The organism is Halobaculum gomorrense (assembly GCF_900129775.1).
GTDB lineage: Archaea > Halobacteriota > Halobacteria > Halobacteriales > Haloferacaceae > Halobaculum > Halobaculum gomorrense.
In genome coordinates, this window is sequence record NZ_FQWV01000001.1 from 380,300 (window position 1) to 395,904 (window position 15,605).

Genomic DNA, 15,605 nt, shown 5'->3' on the forward strand with positions numbered 1-15,605 from the left:
GTCGTAACGACTAAGGACGAAACAGGCCGTATCGTTCCGTAATGAGAACGACATTCGTCTCTTCGCAACGCAATCTACACAGGGGGTGGCCGCAGTGGGCGTCGAAATAAAGGGCTCGCGCGTCACCGCCGAGGAGTTGGCCGAGATGGAGCACTTCGTCCGCGAGTACCTCGCGGCGTCCGTCGAGAGCGAGGACGACGGCGGTCGGATGCGGTGGTATCCGTGGCACTCCGCGGAGTACCGCTTCAACCACATCCTGAACGTCGTCGACATCGCCGAGCGGATCGCGGCCAAGGAGGGCGCCGACACCGACGTGGTGCGCGTGGCCGCGCTGTTTCACGACGTCTCGAAGCTGGAGGCCGACCAGGACGTCCACGCCGAGGAGGGCGCCCGCGTCGCTCGGCAGTACCTCGAGACGCACGGCGACTACCCGGAGTCGTTCGTCGCCGAGGTGTGTTCGTCCGTCGAGGACCACTCCTACCAGGGGCCGGTGACGGACCTCTCGCTGGAGACGCAGTGTCTCATCGAGGCGGACCTGCTCGACAAGGTCGGCGCCAACGGTACCACCCTCATGATCCTTCGGATGGGCTACGAGGCGCGCACGCACATGGACGCCGCGGAGATGGTTCAGCGCGTGTTGGAGCGCGGGCGCGAGCACGCCTCGCGCGTCGAGAGCGACGCCGCCGAGTCGATCGCCCACGAGCGCATCAAGCGCGTGAAGTGGTTCCGCGAGTGGCTGGAGGACGAGGTCGCCGAGATGAGCCACGACCGCGAGTTCGACAGGGAGTAACACACCGGACTGGCGGTAGCCGGACCGATCTCCCGAAAGCGGGAGCGGCGGGCGCGGCGTCCCGATCCAGCGATACGGAGGCGATATCGGCCCACAACACACCGGAGACGACGCCGGCTTACAGGGTGTCGAGCACGCCGAGCACGCGCTCTTCGGTCTGGCGGCCGGGGTCGTGCTCGCTCCCGTCGCGGTCGCTCTCGCGGTGCTCGGCGACGGTCCGCTCCATCGCCTCCGCGAGCGGCGTCGACTCCCACCCGAGCGCGGACAGCTTGTTCGTGTCGAGGACGTGCGGGTACTCGCGGTAGAGGACGAAGTCGTCGGCCGAGAGGTCGGCCGCCGCGAGTTCGCGCTCGCCCGCGTGGACGATCTCGACCTCGGTGTCGGCGGCCTCCGCGATCAGATCGACCATCTCCTCCATCGTCACGAGCCGGCGGTCGCCGACGTTGTACGCCTCGCCGGGCTCGCCCTCCTCGGCGACGACCCGCAGGGCGCTGGCCACGTCCTCGACGTACCCGCGGTGCCAGAGGTTCTGGCCGTCGCCGGGGACGACCACGCGGTCGTGGTTCAGCACGCGGTCGATCCAGTAGTCGAGCCGCTCGGTGTAGTCGTGCGGGCCGTAGACGATGCACGGCCGGACGCTCATCGCGTTGACGCCCGCCTCGGCGGCCGCGGCTATCTCGCGGTCGCCCTCGGCCTTGCGGGGGCCGTACGACTCGTGGGAGTCGTCGGTCGCCTGCTCGTCGGTGCACTCGCACAGCTCGGTCTCGCCCTCGCGCTTGGGGATCTCCTCGACGCCGTAGGCCGACCCCGAGGAGATGTACACGTAGCCGTCCGCATCGGCGAAGATATCCGTGGCAACGTGCACATCCTCGGGGTAGTAGGCGACGCAGTCGACGACGATGTCGGGGTCGACCGACAGCGCGGCCGCCTGCAGGTCGGTGTCGTCGCGGCGGTCGCCCTCGACGTGGCGCACGCCCTCGTCGTCGGCGAAGGGGTTCTCGTGAGTGCCGCGGTTGACGATCGTGACATCGTAGCCGGTGTCGAGCAGGTCGTCGACGACGTGTCGCCCGATGAAGCGGGTGCCGCCGATGACGAGCGCGGTGTCTGCCATACGCGGGGCCTCGCGCGCGGCGGCCGAAAACCTCGCGGTCCCCTGCGGAATCGCCGGTTCGTGGCGGGCGCGTCGCCCGTCGGTTCGCGGTCTGCCGCCGTCGCTACTCGTCGCCCAGCGCTGCGAGCACCGCCTCCTCCGTCACCCTGTCCAGCGACTCGTCGGGGCCGGTGACGCCCGCGTCGACGTGCGCCCGCGCCGTCTCCGCGACGGACGCCGGCGGCGGCGTCGGCTCCCACCCCAGCGCCGCGAGCTTCCCGGTCGACACGAGCATCGGATCGGGCGTGTAGAGGGAGATGTCGGTCGGCTCCACGCCGTGGGCGGCCAGCTCCCGTTCGCTCGCGTGCACCGGGGTCACGTCCGTGTCGAGGGCGTCGGCGATCAGCTCCAGCGAGCGGTCGAGGGAGTACGCCGACCGGTCGGCGGCGTTGTACGCCTCACCGGGCTCGCCCTCCTCGGCGACGAGCAGGAGCGCGCGGGCGAGGTCCGCGACGTACACGCGGTGCAGCAGCGACCCCCCGTCGCCGGGGACGAGCACCTCGCCGTGCTCGGCGACGCGGTTCACCCAGTAGCCGAACCGCTCGGTGTAGTCGTGGGGGCCCTGTACGAGCATGGGACGGACCGCCATCGCCTCGACGCCCTCGGCGGCCGCCGCGAAGACCGCGCGGTCGCACTCGGCCTTGCGGGGGCCGTACGTCTCGGCGGTGTCGTCGCCCTCCTGTTCCGGCTCGCACGGGTGGAGGGGCGTCTCGTCCTCGTACATCGGCACGTCGCCGGGGGCGTACGCCGACCCGGAGGAGACGTACACGTAGCGCGCGTCGGCGAACACGTCGGTCGCCGCGCGGACCTCGCCGGGGTGGAGGCCGACGAAGTCGACGACGACATCCGGTTCGACGGCGTCGCGCGCGGCCGCCAGGTCCGCCCGCTCGGTTCGGTCGCCGGTGCGGTTCTCCACGCCGTCGCGGTCGGCGAACGGGTCGTCGTGCTCGCCGCGGGTGACGGTCGTGACCGCATAGCCGGCGTCGAGGAACGCCTCGACGGTGTGTCGGCCGATGAACCGCGTGCCGCCGACGAACAGCGCGGTGTCGTACTTGGGCATGGAAACCGATGCGCGAGGACGCACAAAGCCGTTCGTCTCCCGGCTGTCCGGACCGGCCGCTCGTGCCACTCGGTCGATGGGGAACGGAACGGCGGAACCCGACGACGGAGGGCGGTCAGAGCGGGCCGAAATAGAGTGGATCGCAACGAGAACCCGGTCAGAGCGGAACAGAGTGGGTCATACCGGAACGGGCGGGAGCAGAGCGAACGCGCGCGGGACGCGGGTTACGGCGTCCGGACCTCAGACGATCGCGCTCCAGATCGGCTCGATGACGAAGAACAGCGCCTGATAGCCGGCGTAGGCGACGACCAGCACGGAGGCGACGAGCGCGCTGTTCGGCCGGTCCAGTTCCATGTCGTTGCGCGCCTCGACGGTGCGGGCCTCGTACTCGAAGAAGTCGGAGATCACCATCCCGAGCACGAGGATGGACAGCACCATCCCGCCGTGCGGGTGGACGACCATGTATCCGAACGACAACACGATGAGCAGGACGTTCACGATCTCGTGCGGAAGGTACCGACCCATCGCCTCGTCGTCGCCCTCGGCGGCGGCCTGCTCGTAGCTCCGTTGCGCGAGCACGCGCGTGAGGAGATTGACGAGCACGACCGCGAGGATGGCGAACGGCAGCACATCCGCCACGGACTCCAGCGCCCCGAGCGGGACGAGGAACTCCAGCGGTGACGGTAACATGGTCACAACTCGGTCCACGACTCATTAGAAGCTTTCCAATCCCGGGCGGGGCGGCGTCGGAGCGGCGACTCGCACGCCTCGGACGGCCGCGCGCGACGGTCAGCGCCGCGGGCGAGCCGACTGCTCTGCGTGCGGCACTCGCATGAACGGAACGCGGCCGTCGACGGCGACGCGGATGTCGACGTTCGGCGGAACGGTGCCCGCGACCTCGCCGTCGGCGATCAGCCGCACGTCGCAGTCGTCGCGCTCGACGCGCAAGCGGGCCTCGTCGTCGAGGACCCACGTGTCGGCCGTCGTCGCGAACGGTGAGACGGGAACCACGGACAGTCCGGTCCCTGCCGCGAGCACGGAGCCGCCAGCGGCGCGCGCGTACCCGCTGGACCCCGCGGGCGTCGCGACCACGATTCCGTCCGACCGGACGCGACCGATCGCCTCGGGATCCCCGGCCTCGGCGACGGCGTACTCGGAGATGCGCGCCGGCTCGACGGTCATCAGCGTCGCATCGAGTACGGCTCGCGCGCGCGACTCGCCCCCGACGGTCACCGAGAGCGTCGATCGCAGCTCCGTCCACCCTTCCCCGTCCGCGACGGCCGCGATCGCGGCCCCGGCGTCGGCCCGGGGGACGGCGTGGCGACCGTCGCCGGCGTCGACCGGGAGGATCGGCGCCGACGGGTCGCCGAGGGCGGTCTCGACGAGCGCGCGCTCGCCCAGCGTGACGACCGCGTCCGGGTCGGCCTCGGCGTCGACGACCGCTCCGCCGGCGACCCTGATGGCCTCGCGGAGAGTGTCGTCGTCGCCGGCCAGCGCCGCGCGGAAGTCGGTCATGCTGTCGGGGTAGTCCGGGTGTTGACTTAATCGACGGGGTCTCCCCGTGACCTCGCGGGCTGGCTGGTGGAGGACCGCTCCTCGTTCTCGTTTTCGTTCTCGTTCTACTCGGTTACGGCGCCGTCGTCGTCGTACGGCCAGTCGCCGATGACCTTCATGCCGGTCGCCTTGTCCTCCGCCTCGAGCGCGGCGGCGATCTCGCTCGGGTCGCGGTGCGCGACGGCGGTGTCGGCGTCGGCGAGGTCGGCGACGAGCGCGGTCAGCAGGATCGCCTGCTCGCGGAGGTTCCGCACCGCCAGTTTCTCCAGCGTGTCGGCCTCGGTGTGGCCCCAGCCGCGGCCGCGGCCCTCGGTCTCGCCCGCGACCATGTACCCCGGGACGCCGTGGATCACGAACGGCCAGTGGTCGCTGTGGGGGACCTGCTCCTCGCTGGTCGAGATCGGGTGATCGAAGCGGTCCGCGAGGCGGTCGGCCGCCGCGGTGAGGTCGTCGAAGCCGTGCGTCGACAGCGACAGCGTCCGGCCGAAGACGTTCGAGTCGACGTTGACGACCGCCTCGATTGCGTCGCGGTCGGCGCGCTCGGCCTCGATCCCGGAGCCGACGAGGCCCACCTCCTCGGCGCCGTAGGCGACGAAGCGGACCCGGGTGTCGAGCAGGTCCTCCACTGCGGCCAGCGCGTTCGCCACCTCGACGATCGTGGCGGTCCCGGCGCCGTTGTCCATCGCCCCCTCCGCGATATCGTGGGCGTCGACGTGCGAGGAGACCAGGACCTCCTCTTCGGTGTCGGGACCCAGCTCGGCCATCGCGTTGCCGCTCGTGGCCTCGGGCGTCTCGCAGTCGACGTCGACGGTGACGGAGTCGCCCGCCGCTCGACGGGCGAGGCGCGCGCCGACCTCCGCGCTGACGCCGACGGCGGGGATGTCGCCGATGGGGGCGTCGTCGGTGCCGACGGAGCCAGTCGGCGGGAGACAGCCCTCCACGTGGTTGCGGAAGACGAACGCCGCGGCGCCGTGTTCGACCGCATAGTAGTACTTCTCCGTCCGGTGGATGAAGCGGTCGACGTCGTCGGGCGTGTCCGAGGACATCATGACGACGTTCCCCTCGATATCGCCCTCTTCGAAGTCGGCGGGGACGCCGTGCCCGAGGTCGACGAACTCGGCGGTCACCTCGCCGGCGGGCGAGCGCGGGAGCGCGATGCACCGCTCGTCGCGGCCCGCGGCCCGGACGCCGGCGTCGCCGCGCTCCCACCCCTGCAGGTCGAACTCGTCGATGTGTGTGTTGCGACAGCCCGCCGCCGCGAGCGCGTCTCGAACGCGTTCGAGGCCCTCGCGTTCCCCGCGCTGGCCCGCCATACGGTTGCCCACGTCGACGAGGTCCTCCAGTAGGGCCCACCCGGCGTCGCTCGTGAACACGTCGCCGATCCAGTCGGTTCGTTCGGAGAGATCTGTCACACTCGCCCGGTCCGCGGGTTCGGGTAAAGAGGTTCGGGAGCCGGCCGCGGGGGCCGGAAGTCGACGGGAGGACGGGGAGTCCCCGGAAACGGGGCCTCCGTCGATCGCCCCTGCTATCGGGCGACACGGACGAACTCGTAGGCGTACACCCAGTTGAGCAGCACGTACGTCACGACGCCCAGCGCCAGCGAGACGATCCACGTGCCGGCGGCGATCCGGCCGATCTTCCTGTGGGGAGTCTCGGTGCGCAGTTCCTCGGGCGTGTGGGTCCACCCGAGCACGACCGCATACAGCACGACCGGCACCGTCAGCACCGACAGCACGATATGGACCGCGAGCATCACGAGGTAGGCGACCTCGACGGCGCCGGCGTACGCGCCGAGGAACGCGGTCTCGCGGATGATGATGTGCTTCTCGCCCGGGCCGCCGCCGACCTTCGCGAGGTACATGACGAGAAACACCATGATGAGGCCGAACGAGGCGCTCATCGCGGCGGCGTGCTTTCGCACCTCGCCCGCACGTATCCAGCGCCACCCGAGCACGAGCAGCGCCGTCGTCACCGTGTTGACCGCGGCGATGGCGTGGCTCAGGAGGTTCACCTCGTCCTGCGTGAGCGTCGGGAACACCGACTCGGGGACGACGCCCGCGAACGTCCCGATGACGAGCGCGTAGCCGACGACCGAGACGACCGCGACCGTCGCGCGCGGGTACCGTTTCACCGTACCGAGCGGGCCGCTCGCGTCCGCTGTTGCCATTGCTCGCGATTGGGGTGGGGCCGACTTGCGTCTTCGGGTTCAGGTCTCGGCGTCGACTTAACTCCGGGGAAAAGCCTACACGCGCGGACGCGGACTCGGCGGCTGTGTCTCCTCTCCCTCTGGTCTCATCGCCGGTGTTCCCCTCTTCGCTGTCGACCGCGTTGTCGTGGGCGGCCGACTGGTGGGAGCTGTGGGCGCTCATCGCCGTCGGCCTCGTCGGCGTCCGTCTCACTCCCGTGGTCGTCGCCCGGTCGGAACGGCCGGCCGGCCTCCCGGAGGATGCCGCCCGCGCGGTCGAACGCGCCGGCGTCCCCGCCGACCGGGTCGGCGTGCTCCGCCGCGACGGGCGGGTGCTCGCGTACGCTGCGGGGCTGACCGCGGGCCACGGCCGAGTGTTCGTCTCGACGGGCCTCCTGCGCGAACTCGACGCCGAGGGCGTTGCGGCGGTCGTTAGCCACGAGTACGCTCACCTCGCCAGGTCGCACGTCCCACTGCGGCTCGGCGTTCCCTGCGCGTACGCGGTCGCGTGGGCCGTCGACGCGACGCTGTTCGGACGGGCCGGGCTCGTCGCCGGTGCGGCGCTGGCGGTGCCGCTGGCGTACCTCTCGGTGCGCGTCGCACGCTGGACCGAACACGACGCCGACGCCGCGGCCGCACGGGGCGCCGGCGACGACTTCCGCGACGCGCTCGCCCGGCTCGCCGCCGGCGGTCACCTCGGGCGGACGGCACCGGCAGGGGGTCGACTCCGCGGGCTACTCGCCGCGCTGTCGATGCATCCGCCGCTCGCGGAGCGGCTCCGACGGCTCGACGAGGACACGGGCCGCAGCGGCGACACCCGGGTCGCCGACGGGCCGGCCGGATCGGCCGCCCGCGGCGACGATTGAGGGAGAGTGGCGCGGATCAGATGACGCCGGTGAACGTGGCGACCTCGACCGCCGCGTCCTCGTTGACGCCGTCGCCGAGGATGGTGTAGCGGTCGCGAATGGTGTGGGCGGTCGTCAGCGCCTCGATCACGGTCTCGTCGTCGATCCCCAGCTCCTCGGCGGTCGTCGGGGCACCGATCGCCTCCAGCGCGTCGCGGATGGCGCGCCACTGGCCGTTCTCGCCGGTGTGGAGGAACTCCGTGAGGACGGAGCCGACGCCGACCTGGTGGCCGTGCAGCGCCGGCGACTCGGCGACCCGGTCAAGCTGGTGGGAGAAGAGGTGCTCGGCGCCCGACGCCGGCCGCGAGGAACCGGCGATCGACATCGCGACGCCCGAGGAGACGAGCGCCTTCGAGACGATCCACGACGACTCCTCCAGCCCCTGCTTGATCGAGTCGGCGCTGTCGACGAGCATCTCGGCGGTCATCTCCGAGAGCGCGCCCGCGTACTCGCTGTACTCGACGTTCTTCAGCCGACGGGCGAGCCGCCAGTCCTTGACGGCGGTGTAGTTCGAGATGATGTCTGCACAGCCAGCGGTCGTGAGGGCCCACGGCGCGTTCGCCATGATCTCGGTGTCGGCGATGACCGCGAGTGGCGGGTCGGCGGCCACCGAGTGGCGCGTGTCCCCCTCCGGGATCGACGAGCGACCGGAGACGATGCCGTCGTGGCTCGCGGCCGTCGGCACCGAGACGAAGCCGACCCCGAGCTCGTCGGCGGCCATCTTCGCGAGGTCGATCGGCTTGCCGCCCCCGAGCGCGACGAGGAACGTCGCCCCGGCGGCCTCGGCGGCCTCGACAATCTCCGCGACCGCGCCGAAGCTCGCCGAGTCGACCGTGACGGTCTCGGCGCCGTCGAACTGCGCCCGCAGGCGGTCGCCGGCGAGCTCGTTCGGCGTCGGCGAGGTGACGAGCAGCGGCGTGCCGGAAAGCGACAGCTCCGCGACGGCCGTCCCGGCGTCATCGAGCACGCCGTGTCCGACGAGGACGTTCCGCGGGAGCTTGATCCACGTCGACTTCGCGAACATGGACGGTGGTTCCGTGCGGGGGTGTAAAGGGGTTGCCGTGTCGCCGGGGCGGGCGGTCGCGGCCGGAATGACCGGACCAAGGCGAGCGTTCATATCCGATGACGGGGCCACGGTCGCCGATGCGGTGACGAGCGACCCGGCGCGCCAGCGGGTGTGCGACCACGCGCGTCGGGAGGGAATCCGGTCGCCTGTTCGCCATCCTCCGTTCAGCGACGGCCGCGGCGGATCACACGAGCGGCCTGAGCGTCCGCGCCGCGTCGAACAGGAACGCGACGCCGAAGCCGCCGAGCAGCAGCGCCGACAGTGCGGCGACCGCGGGCGCCAGCGCCTCCACTCGGCGCTTGGCCGCAACGAGCGCGCCCGGGAAGCCGGTTACCCACAGGCCGATGCCGCCGAAGAAGCCGACGATCAGCGCGGGGCTCCCGGTCTCGACGACGAGCGTGCCGGCCAACTCGCTCACCTCGGCGGCGTCGAACACGTCGATCTGCCCCGGTTCGAGCAGGCCGACGCCCACCGTGAGCCAGAACAGCACCTGATAGGGGTTCGCCAGCGCCAGCGCCAGCGCCTTCCGGAACCCCGCGGATTCCTCGTCGATCACGTCCGCGTCGATGTCGAGGAACGATCCGTGGATCTCGCGGACCGAACCGTACGCGTAGTACAGCATGAGGACGCCGCCGACGCCGACCATGAGCCCCTTGACGAGCGGCGCGTCGTTGAGGAATCCGACCACGCCGATTAGCGAGAGCACAAAGAAGATTGCATCCGCAGTGGCCGCGCCGAGCCCGGCGCGCACGCCGGCGGTCCAGCCGCGGAGCACGCTCTCCTCGGCGATGACGGCGTTCATCGGCCCCGGCGGCGCGGCCAGCGCGAGGCCGAACACGACGCCGGCGATCAGCGAGGCGACGACTGTCACGTCCGGTGTCGAGGCGTGCTGCCGTGAACAATGCGCCGGTTTCCGCTCGGAACCGCCCGTCACCGCGCGCCGCTACACCAGCGCCAGCACCGCCGCCGACACGGTACCGATGACCGTCTCCCAGACCGAGAACCCGGTCAACAGCGCCAACACGGTGTCGAGCCCGAAGAACGCGAACAGCGCCGCGCCGGCGAGGTGCGCCTTGCGAACGTCAAAGCGGTGGCTGAACCGGTGGAAGAAGAACGCGTTCGCCAGGCTGACCGGGATGATGACCGCCATCTCTCCCACCCAGATGGCCGGTGCCGCCCCGTACTGTGCGGCGAGGCTGATCGTCACCAGCTGCGTCTTGTCGCCGAACTCGCCGGCGGCCATCATCGCGAAGATGGAGAGGAAGCTGCCGAGTCGGCCGGTGATCTCGCGGCCGAACAGGGTCACTGAGCCGTCGATCCCGGGCATCACCTGCCCGCCGTCCGGCTCCGCGGAGGGGAGACCCTCGCCGCCGTCGGGCGCCGACCGGAGCAGCAGCACGGCGAACACGAGGAACATCGCGGCCGTGAACGCGTCCAGCATCGCTCCCGACAGCACCGACTGGAGCGCGGCGCCGAACCAGATCTCTAGCGCCGTCCACCCGGCGAACGCCGTCCCCGCGGCGGCGACGACGACCGCCGGGCGGTACCGCGTCGACAGCCCGGCGATAATGAACTGCACCTTCTCGCCGGGGAGCACCGCCAACTGGGCGATGGCGGCGACGACGACGATCTCCCAGAAGCTCACGCGCCGCCCACCCCCGCGTCGGTCGCGGCGGCGCCGTTCACCTCTTCGACCGGGCGGACGCGGACCGCGCCGGCGATCGCCTCGGGAAGGCTCTGCTCGCGCTCGCCGCCGTCACCGTCCGCATCGCTGCCGTGCGGCTCCCTGTCGGGGCCGCCGACGACCGTCACCATCCCGAACGGTGCGATGTCGACCACCTCGACGGTCGTCCCGGGCGTGATCCCCGCGCGATCGAGGTACTCCAACTCCTCGTCGTCGCGGTCGCTGACGCGCGCGATGACGACCCGGTCACCGACAGCCACCTCGGTGAGGGGTCGGGTGTCGTCGTCCGCCGGCGGCTCGAGATCCGCCCCGGGAATGGGGTCGCCGTGGGGGTCGACCGCGGGATCGCCCAGCGCCGAGGCGACGCGGCGCTCGAACTCCTCGCTGATATGGTGTTCGAGCGCGTCGGCCTCCTCGTGAACCTCGCTCCATGAGTAGTCGAGTCGCTCGGCGAGGTACGCCTCCAGGAGCCGATGGTGTCTGAGCACCTCCAGCGCGACGGTTCGGCCCTCCTCGGTGAGCTCCGCTCCCTTGTACTTCTCGCGCTCGACGAGACCGCGCTCTTCCAGCGTCTCCAGCATGCTCGTTACCGTCGGCGGCGTCTTGCCGACGCGCTCGGCGATCGCCGAGGTCGACACCGGTGGTCCCGATTCGGTCTGGAGAACGTAGATCGCCTTCAGGTAGTCCTCCATCACGTCGCTCAACATGTCGTTGTGAAGGATTAGACGAGTCTAACTGAAATATGCTGCGGCTCGAACACGGGCGGAGAGGTCGTCGGATCCGTCGGAATCGTCGCGTCGGGGCGGTCAGATCCCCTTGCCCATCAGGTGGCTCCGGAGCACGTCGGGCGCCTTCACGCCCGCGTCCGGGTTCACGATCACGACCTCGTCGCTGTCGACGAGTGCTCCAGACTCCGCGAGGCGCCACGCGCCCGCGAGCGCGACCCCGCCGGCGCCGCCGACTTCGATGACCTCCGTCTGTGCAACCGTGACGGCGCTCTCCAGCGCGTCGTCGTCCTCGACGGTCAGGGCGTCGCCGTCGACACGGTCGAGCGCCGCGAGCGCGAGGTCGCCCCCGGCGGGGGCTTCGATCTCCACCTCGCCGACGATCGTGTCGGGACCGGTCCACACCTCGATGGCGTCGGCGTCGGACTCGACAGCGGCCGCGATGGGGGCGCAGCCGGCCGCTTGCACGGCGTACACGTCCGGGATATCCTCAGCGAGTCCGAGGTCGACGAGGTCTTCCAGTCCCCGCACGACGCCGACGACGAGTTCGCCGGTGCTCGCCGGCAGGACGACCGCGTCGGGAAGCGTCGATCCGCCGGCGTCGAACAGCTCGTACGCGAGCGTCTTCGCGCCGTCGTGACGGTACGGCGTCGTGAACTCCTGGAGCGAGTGGTGCTTCGCGGCGAGCTGCTCGTCGACCGCCGCGGCGGCGTCGCCGTAGCGTCCGCCGACCACGCGCATCTCGCCGCCGTGGACATTCACCATCGCCTTGTTCGAGAACGCCGTGCGCGAGGGGACGAACGCGTACGACCGGAGATCCGTCCGTCCGGCGTACGCGGCCGCCGACTGTCCGGCGTTGCCGGCGGCGGCGAGCGCAAGGGGTTCGAGCCCCCGGTCGGCGGCGGCCGTCACCGCGAGGCTCATCCCGCGGTCGACGTAGCTGCCGGTTGGGTTGCGTCCCTCGTCTTTCACGGACGCGGCGGCGACGCCGAGTTCGTCCGCGAGGCGGTCGGTCCGGACGAGCGGCGTCGCGCCCTCGCCGGCGGTGACCGCAGTCTCGGCGGGGAACGGGAGCAACGCGTCGAAGCGGTACTGCCCGGCTCCGGCGCCGCTGCTGAAGGCCTCTGCGTCGACCGCGTCGAGGTCGTACGTCGGCGACAGCGGCGCCCCGCAGTCGGGGCAGCGACCGTGTTCGTCGACGCCGAACGACTCCCCGCAACCGGTGCACGACAGGCCGTCGAACGCGTCCGTCGTCTGCATTTGGACGCGGTTGGGGCCGCCGCCGCATGGATGTGCTGGTTCGGCTCCAGCGGAGACCCGCGCCGATCCGGCGACGCGACCGGGTACGCCTTTGTGTCGCCCGGCCCAAGTGCGGGTATGTCGGACTCCCCGAACGTCGTCGTCGCGGGCGCGGGGCTCGCGGGACTGGTCGCCGCGCGGTACCTCGCCGAGGCGGGAGCCGAGGTCACCGTGTACGAGCGCCGCCCCGAGGTCGGCGGGCGCGTTCGAACGCGCCGCCAGGACGGCTTCACGCTCGACCGCGGCTTCCAAGTGCTTTTCACGGGCTACCCAGCGGTTCGGCGCGAGCTCGATCTGGGCGCGCTCGACCTCCGAGAGTTCCGCCCCGGCGCGGTCATCTGCTCGACCGAGGCGGGCACCCGAAGCGTGCTCTCGGACCCGCTTCGCGACCCCCGGTCGCTGGTAGAGTCCGTCTTCAACCGCCGGGTGACGACGACCGATAAGCTCCGGACGCTCGCGCTCCGGCAGGACCTCTCACAGCGCGCGGAGTCGTGGTTCTTCTCCGGGCCAGACGCGAGCATCCGCGAGTACCTCCGCGACTGGGGCTTCTCCGAGCGGTACGTCGAGAACTTCGTCGCCCCGTTCTACGGCGGGATCACGCTCGATCGGTCGCTGTCGACCTCGAAGCACGTCTTCGCGTACACGTTCCGTGCGCTCTCGGACGGCCGGATCGGCGTCCCCGCGGCGGGGATGGGCGCGATCCCAGAACAGCTTCGGGCGTCGGCGGAGGCGGCCGGGGCGACCGTCGTCACCGGGGAGGGCGTCGAGGGGATCGAGCGTGACGGAACGGCCCGATCTGACGCCGGCGACGGGATCAGCGCGACCGGCGGCGTCACCGTCGAGACGACCGACCGCGCCGTCGACGCCGACGCGGTCGTCGTCGCCACCGATCCGCGGACGGCCCGCGAGCTGACGGCCGTCGACACGATCCCGACGGAGGGGATCCCGTCTACGACGCAGTACTACCGGCTGTCGGATTCGACGCCGATCTCGACCGGCAAGAAGATCCTCCTCAACAGCGACGACCCCTCGCCGAACGTCGTCGTCCCACTCACCGACGTGGCTCCGGAGTACGCCCCCGACGGCGAGCAGTTGCTGTGCGCGACGTTCCTCGGCGACGACGCGCGCGTCCGGGACGCCGCCGACCTCGCGGCCGACACGCGCGCGGCGATGGACGCGTGGTTCCCCGAGCGCAGCGTCGACGGGCTGGAGCCGATCCACACCGATCGGATCGAGTTCGCGCAGTTCGCCCAGCCGCCGGGCGTTCACGAAGCGCTTCCAGACGCGACGGACCCGGAGGGGCCGGTGTACCTCGCCGGCGACTACACCGAGTGGTCGTCGATTCAGGGGGCGATGGAGAGCGGACGGGTCGCCGCCGACGCCGTCTCCGACGACCTGTCGTAACCGAGACCGACGGTTGACGGGACTACCCCGCGAGCGGCCTCGGCGACACGTCAAACGTCGCGAGGAAGCGCTGCACCGCCTCGTCGGTTCCGACAATCACCAGTCGGTCCTCGGCTGCGATCGTCCGATCCGGATCGAGACTCGTGGTGAGTTCGCCCCCGTGCTCGACTGCGATGACGCGACAGCCCGTCTTCTCGTAGATCCCGCTGTCCGCCAGTGTCTTCCCCGCGAACGGCTCGGCCGGAACCCGGTCGATCCGGATCTGACTGCCGGCGCCGAGCACCTCCTCGCCGCGAAGCTCCCTAGCGACCATCCGCGCGCTGATGCGCGGGACCGAGAGCACGTAGTCGGCGCCGGCGCGAAGCGCCTTGGTCGTCGCTCTCGCGTCGCTCATCCGCACGAGGATCTCGATGTCGGGGTTCAGCGACCGCGCCAGCACGGTCGTCAACAGCGCCGTCGAGTCGTTCGGGACGCACACGAGGATAACCCCGGCGTCCTCGACGCCCACCTCCCGGAGCGTGTCGCGGGAACTCGCGTCGCCGACGACGTCCGTGTTCGGGCCCTCGACGATGTCGACGGTAGTCGCCGACACGTCGCTCTCCCCTTCGACGACCGACAGCGCCGCCCGCCCGACCTCGCCGAGTCCCGCGATGACCACGCCCTCGTCGCGGCCGCGCGAACGGACTGGGCGAGCGGTCTCCCCGAGCTCCTCTAAGGCGTCGTGGTCACCGGATACGAGCAGCACCGTGTTCGGTCCGATGACCGCGTCGGGGTCCGGCGGGAGCTGGAGCTCGCCGTCGATCCACGCGCCGACGACGTTCGCGCCCGTCCGCTCGCGGATGCGCGAGTTCCGGATGCTCGTCCCGTCGAGGGGGCTGTCGCGACTGACGGAGATCTCCGTCACCTCCAGTCCCTCGGCGACGCCGACCGTGTCGTGGAGTTCCGAGGTGTACAGCGACATTGCCTTGCGCGCGAGTCGTTGGCCGAGGACGGCACGCGGTGACAGCACGCTGTCGGCGCCGGTAGCGAGGAGTACGTCCCGCAGGGAGCCGTCGTCGGTCAGCGTGATGACCTCCACGTCGGGCCGGACCGACCGGACGGTGAGGATCGTGTCGACGGTGGCCTCGTCGGCGTCGGTGATGACCGCCCGGGCCCCGCCGATGCTCGCGCGTTCGAACGTCGCCGCGTCCTGCGGCGAGCCGTGGATCGCCGAGTAGCCCTCGTCCGAGAGATCGATCGCCTCCTCTTCGTCCGAGGAGATGAGCACGTAGTCGATGCCGAGCTGTTCGAGCTCGTCGAGCAACACCGCGGAGTCGCGGTCGTACTCGCAGATGATGACGTGGTCGTTCTTCGGCGAGAGCCGGCTGTCGAGGTCGACCTCTGCGCCGGTGAACAGCGGAATGACGATCACCCGGAGCGTGAAGAAGCCGACGCCGATGCCGCTGAGCTGCATGAACACCATAAAGAGATTCATCCACGGCGACTCCCACGGGGAGTCGGCGCCGTAGCCGGTCGTCGTCATCGTCTCGGTGACTGTCTGGAACGACCGGAAGATCGACTGCTCGCGGCCCTCCAGAACGCTCATTCCAGTGTTGTAGATAACCGTGTACGTCAACACGAGCGCGGTCAGTCCGAACAGGTAGTAGACGATGAGCCGGCTCCGGCGCGAGAGGTCGTCGAATCTCGACGACCACGAGATCCCGGGCATGAGACTGCTCACGGCTTTCGGGGCCTCCTACGAATCAGTTTCCGTCGGTCCCCCCCGGGACACATCCAGCGGCTG

General features: G+C 70.8%; 15 protein-coding genes. 3 read left to right on the forward strand and 12 right to left on the reverse strand.

Features of this window, described 5'->3' with window-relative positions; all coding sequences use genetic code 11:
* The first annotated feature begins 94 nt into the window (after positions 1 to 94).
* Positions 95 to 790, forward strand: coding sequence for an HD domain-containing protein (locus BUE16_RS01910; protein WP_073307049.1), 696 nt, complete (start codon positions 95 to 97; stop codon positions 788 to 790).
* A 118-nt stretch (positions 791 to 908) separates the two neighbouring features.
* Here BUE16_RS01910 and BUE16_RS01915 read toward each other — a convergent pair whose 3' ends face one another.
* The 6 genes from BUE16_RS01915 to BUE16_RS01940 form a co-directional block, all read right to left on the reverse strand.
* Positions 909 to 1,901 carry an NAD-dependent epimerase/dehydratase family protein gene (locus BUE16_RS01915; RefSeq protein WP_073306713.1) on the reverse strand — a complete coding sequence of 331 codons (993 nt, stop codon included), beginning with the start codon at positions 1,899 to 1,901 and terminating at the stop codon, positions 909 to 911.
* Between the two features lie 103 nt (positions 1,902 to 2,004).
* A complete protein-coding gene (locus BUE16_RS01920) occupies positions 2,005 to 3,000 on the reverse strand; it encodes an NAD-dependent epimerase/dehydratase family protein (RefSeq protein ID WP_073306714.1) in 996 nt (331 codons plus the stop codon).
* 240 nt (positions 3,001 to 3,240) lie between these two features.
* Positions 3,241 to 3,690: a DUF7313 family protein gene (locus BUE16_RS01925; protein ID WP_073306715.1), complete on the reverse strand. Its 450-nt coding sequence runs from the start codon at positions 3,688 to 3,690 to the stop codon at positions 3,241 to 3,243.
* Positions 3,691 to 3,789: 99 nt separating this feature from the next.
* On the reverse strand, positions 3,790 to 4,515 hold the full coding sequence (locus BUE16_RS01930; protein ID WP_073306716.1) for an NAD(+)/NADH kinase: 726 nt from the start codon (positions 4,513 to 4,515) through the stop codon (positions 3,790 to 3,792).
* A 104-nt stretch (positions 4,516 to 4,619) separates the two neighbouring features.
* Positions 4,620 to 5,966, reverse strand: coding sequence for a M28 family peptidase (locus BUE16_RS01935; RefSeq protein ID WP_073306717.1), 1,347 nt, complete (start codon positions 5,964 to 5,966; stop codon positions 4,620 to 4,622).
* 113 nt (positions 5,967 to 6,079) lie between these two features.
* Positions 6,080 to 6,721 (reverse strand): DUF420 domain-containing protein, encoded by a 642-nt coding sequence (locus BUE16_RS01940; protein ID WP_073306718.1) that lies wholly within the window; start codon positions 6,719 to 6,721, stop codon positions 6,080 to 6,082.
* A gap of 104 nt (positions 6,722 to 6,825) precedes the next feature.
* Here BUE16_RS01940 and BUE16_RS01945 point away from each other — a divergent pair, with 104 nt between their 5' ends.
* Positions 6,826 to 7,605, forward strand: coding sequence for a M48 family metalloprotease (locus BUE16_RS01945; protein ID WP_159435701.1), 780 nt, complete (start codon positions 6,826 to 6,828; stop codon positions 7,603 to 7,605).
* A gap of 16 nt (positions 7,606 to 7,621) precedes the next feature.
* On the opposite strand, the gene BUE16_RS01950 is transcribed toward BUE16_RS01945, so the two are convergent.
* The 5 genes from BUE16_RS01950 to BUE16_RS01970 form a co-directional block, all read right to left on the reverse strand.
* Positions 7,622 to 8,668 (reverse strand): NAD(P)-dependent glycerol-1-phosphate dehydrogenase, encoded by a 1,047-nt coding sequence (locus BUE16_RS01950; RefSeq protein ID WP_073306720.1) that lies wholly within the window; start codon positions 8,666 to 8,668, stop codon positions 7,622 to 7,624.
* Between the two features lie 226 nt (positions 8,669 to 8,894).
* On the reverse strand, positions 8,895 to 9,548 hold the full coding sequence (locus BUE16_RS01955) for a LysE family transporter (RefSeq protein ID WP_073307050.1): 654 nt from the start codon (positions 9,546 to 9,548) through the stop codon (positions 8,895 to 8,897).
* A 105-nt stretch (positions 9,549 to 9,653) separates the two neighbouring features.
* Positions 9,654 to 10,355: a TMEM165/GDT1 family protein gene (locus BUE16_RS01960; RefSeq protein WP_073306721.1), complete on the reverse strand. Its 702-nt coding sequence runs from the start codon at positions 10,353 to 10,355 to the stop codon at positions 9,654 to 9,656.
* Entirely contained in the window at positions 10,352 to 11,101 is a 750-nt protein-coding gene (locus tag BUE16_RS01965) for a metal-dependent transcriptional regulator (protein WP_073306722.1), read from the reverse strand. Before BUE16_RS01965 ends, BUE16_RS01960 begins: the two co-directional genes overlap by 4 nt.
* 99 nt (positions 11,102 to 11,200) lie before the next feature.
* Complete coding sequence (locus BUE16_RS01970; RefSeq protein ID WP_073306723.1) at positions 11,201 to 12,379, reverse strand: threonine synthase; 1,179 nt, start codon at positions 12,377 to 12,379, stop codon at positions 11,201 to 11,203.
* Positions 12,380 to 12,496: 117 nt separating this feature from the next.
* Here BUE16_RS01970 and BUE16_RS01975 point away from each other — a divergent pair, with 117 nt between their 5' ends.
* Positions 12,497 to 13,822 carry an NAD(P)/FAD-dependent oxidoreductase gene (locus BUE16_RS01975; RefSeq protein WP_073306724.1) on the forward strand — a complete coding sequence of 442 codons (1,326 nt, stop codon included), beginning with the start codon at positions 12,497 to 12,499 and terminating at the stop codon, positions 13,820 to 13,822.
* A 22-nt stretch (positions 13,823 to 13,844) separates the two neighbouring features.
* Here the strand turns inward: BUE16_RS01975 and BUE16_RS01980 are convergent, their stop codons facing one another.
* Positions 13,845 to 15,542, reverse strand: coding sequence for a potassium channel family protein (locus tag BUE16_RS01980; RefSeq protein WP_234972310.1), 1,698 nt, complete (start codon positions 15,540 to 15,542; stop codon positions 13,845 to 13,847).
* Positions 15,543 to 15,605 lie beyond the last annotated feature (63 nt).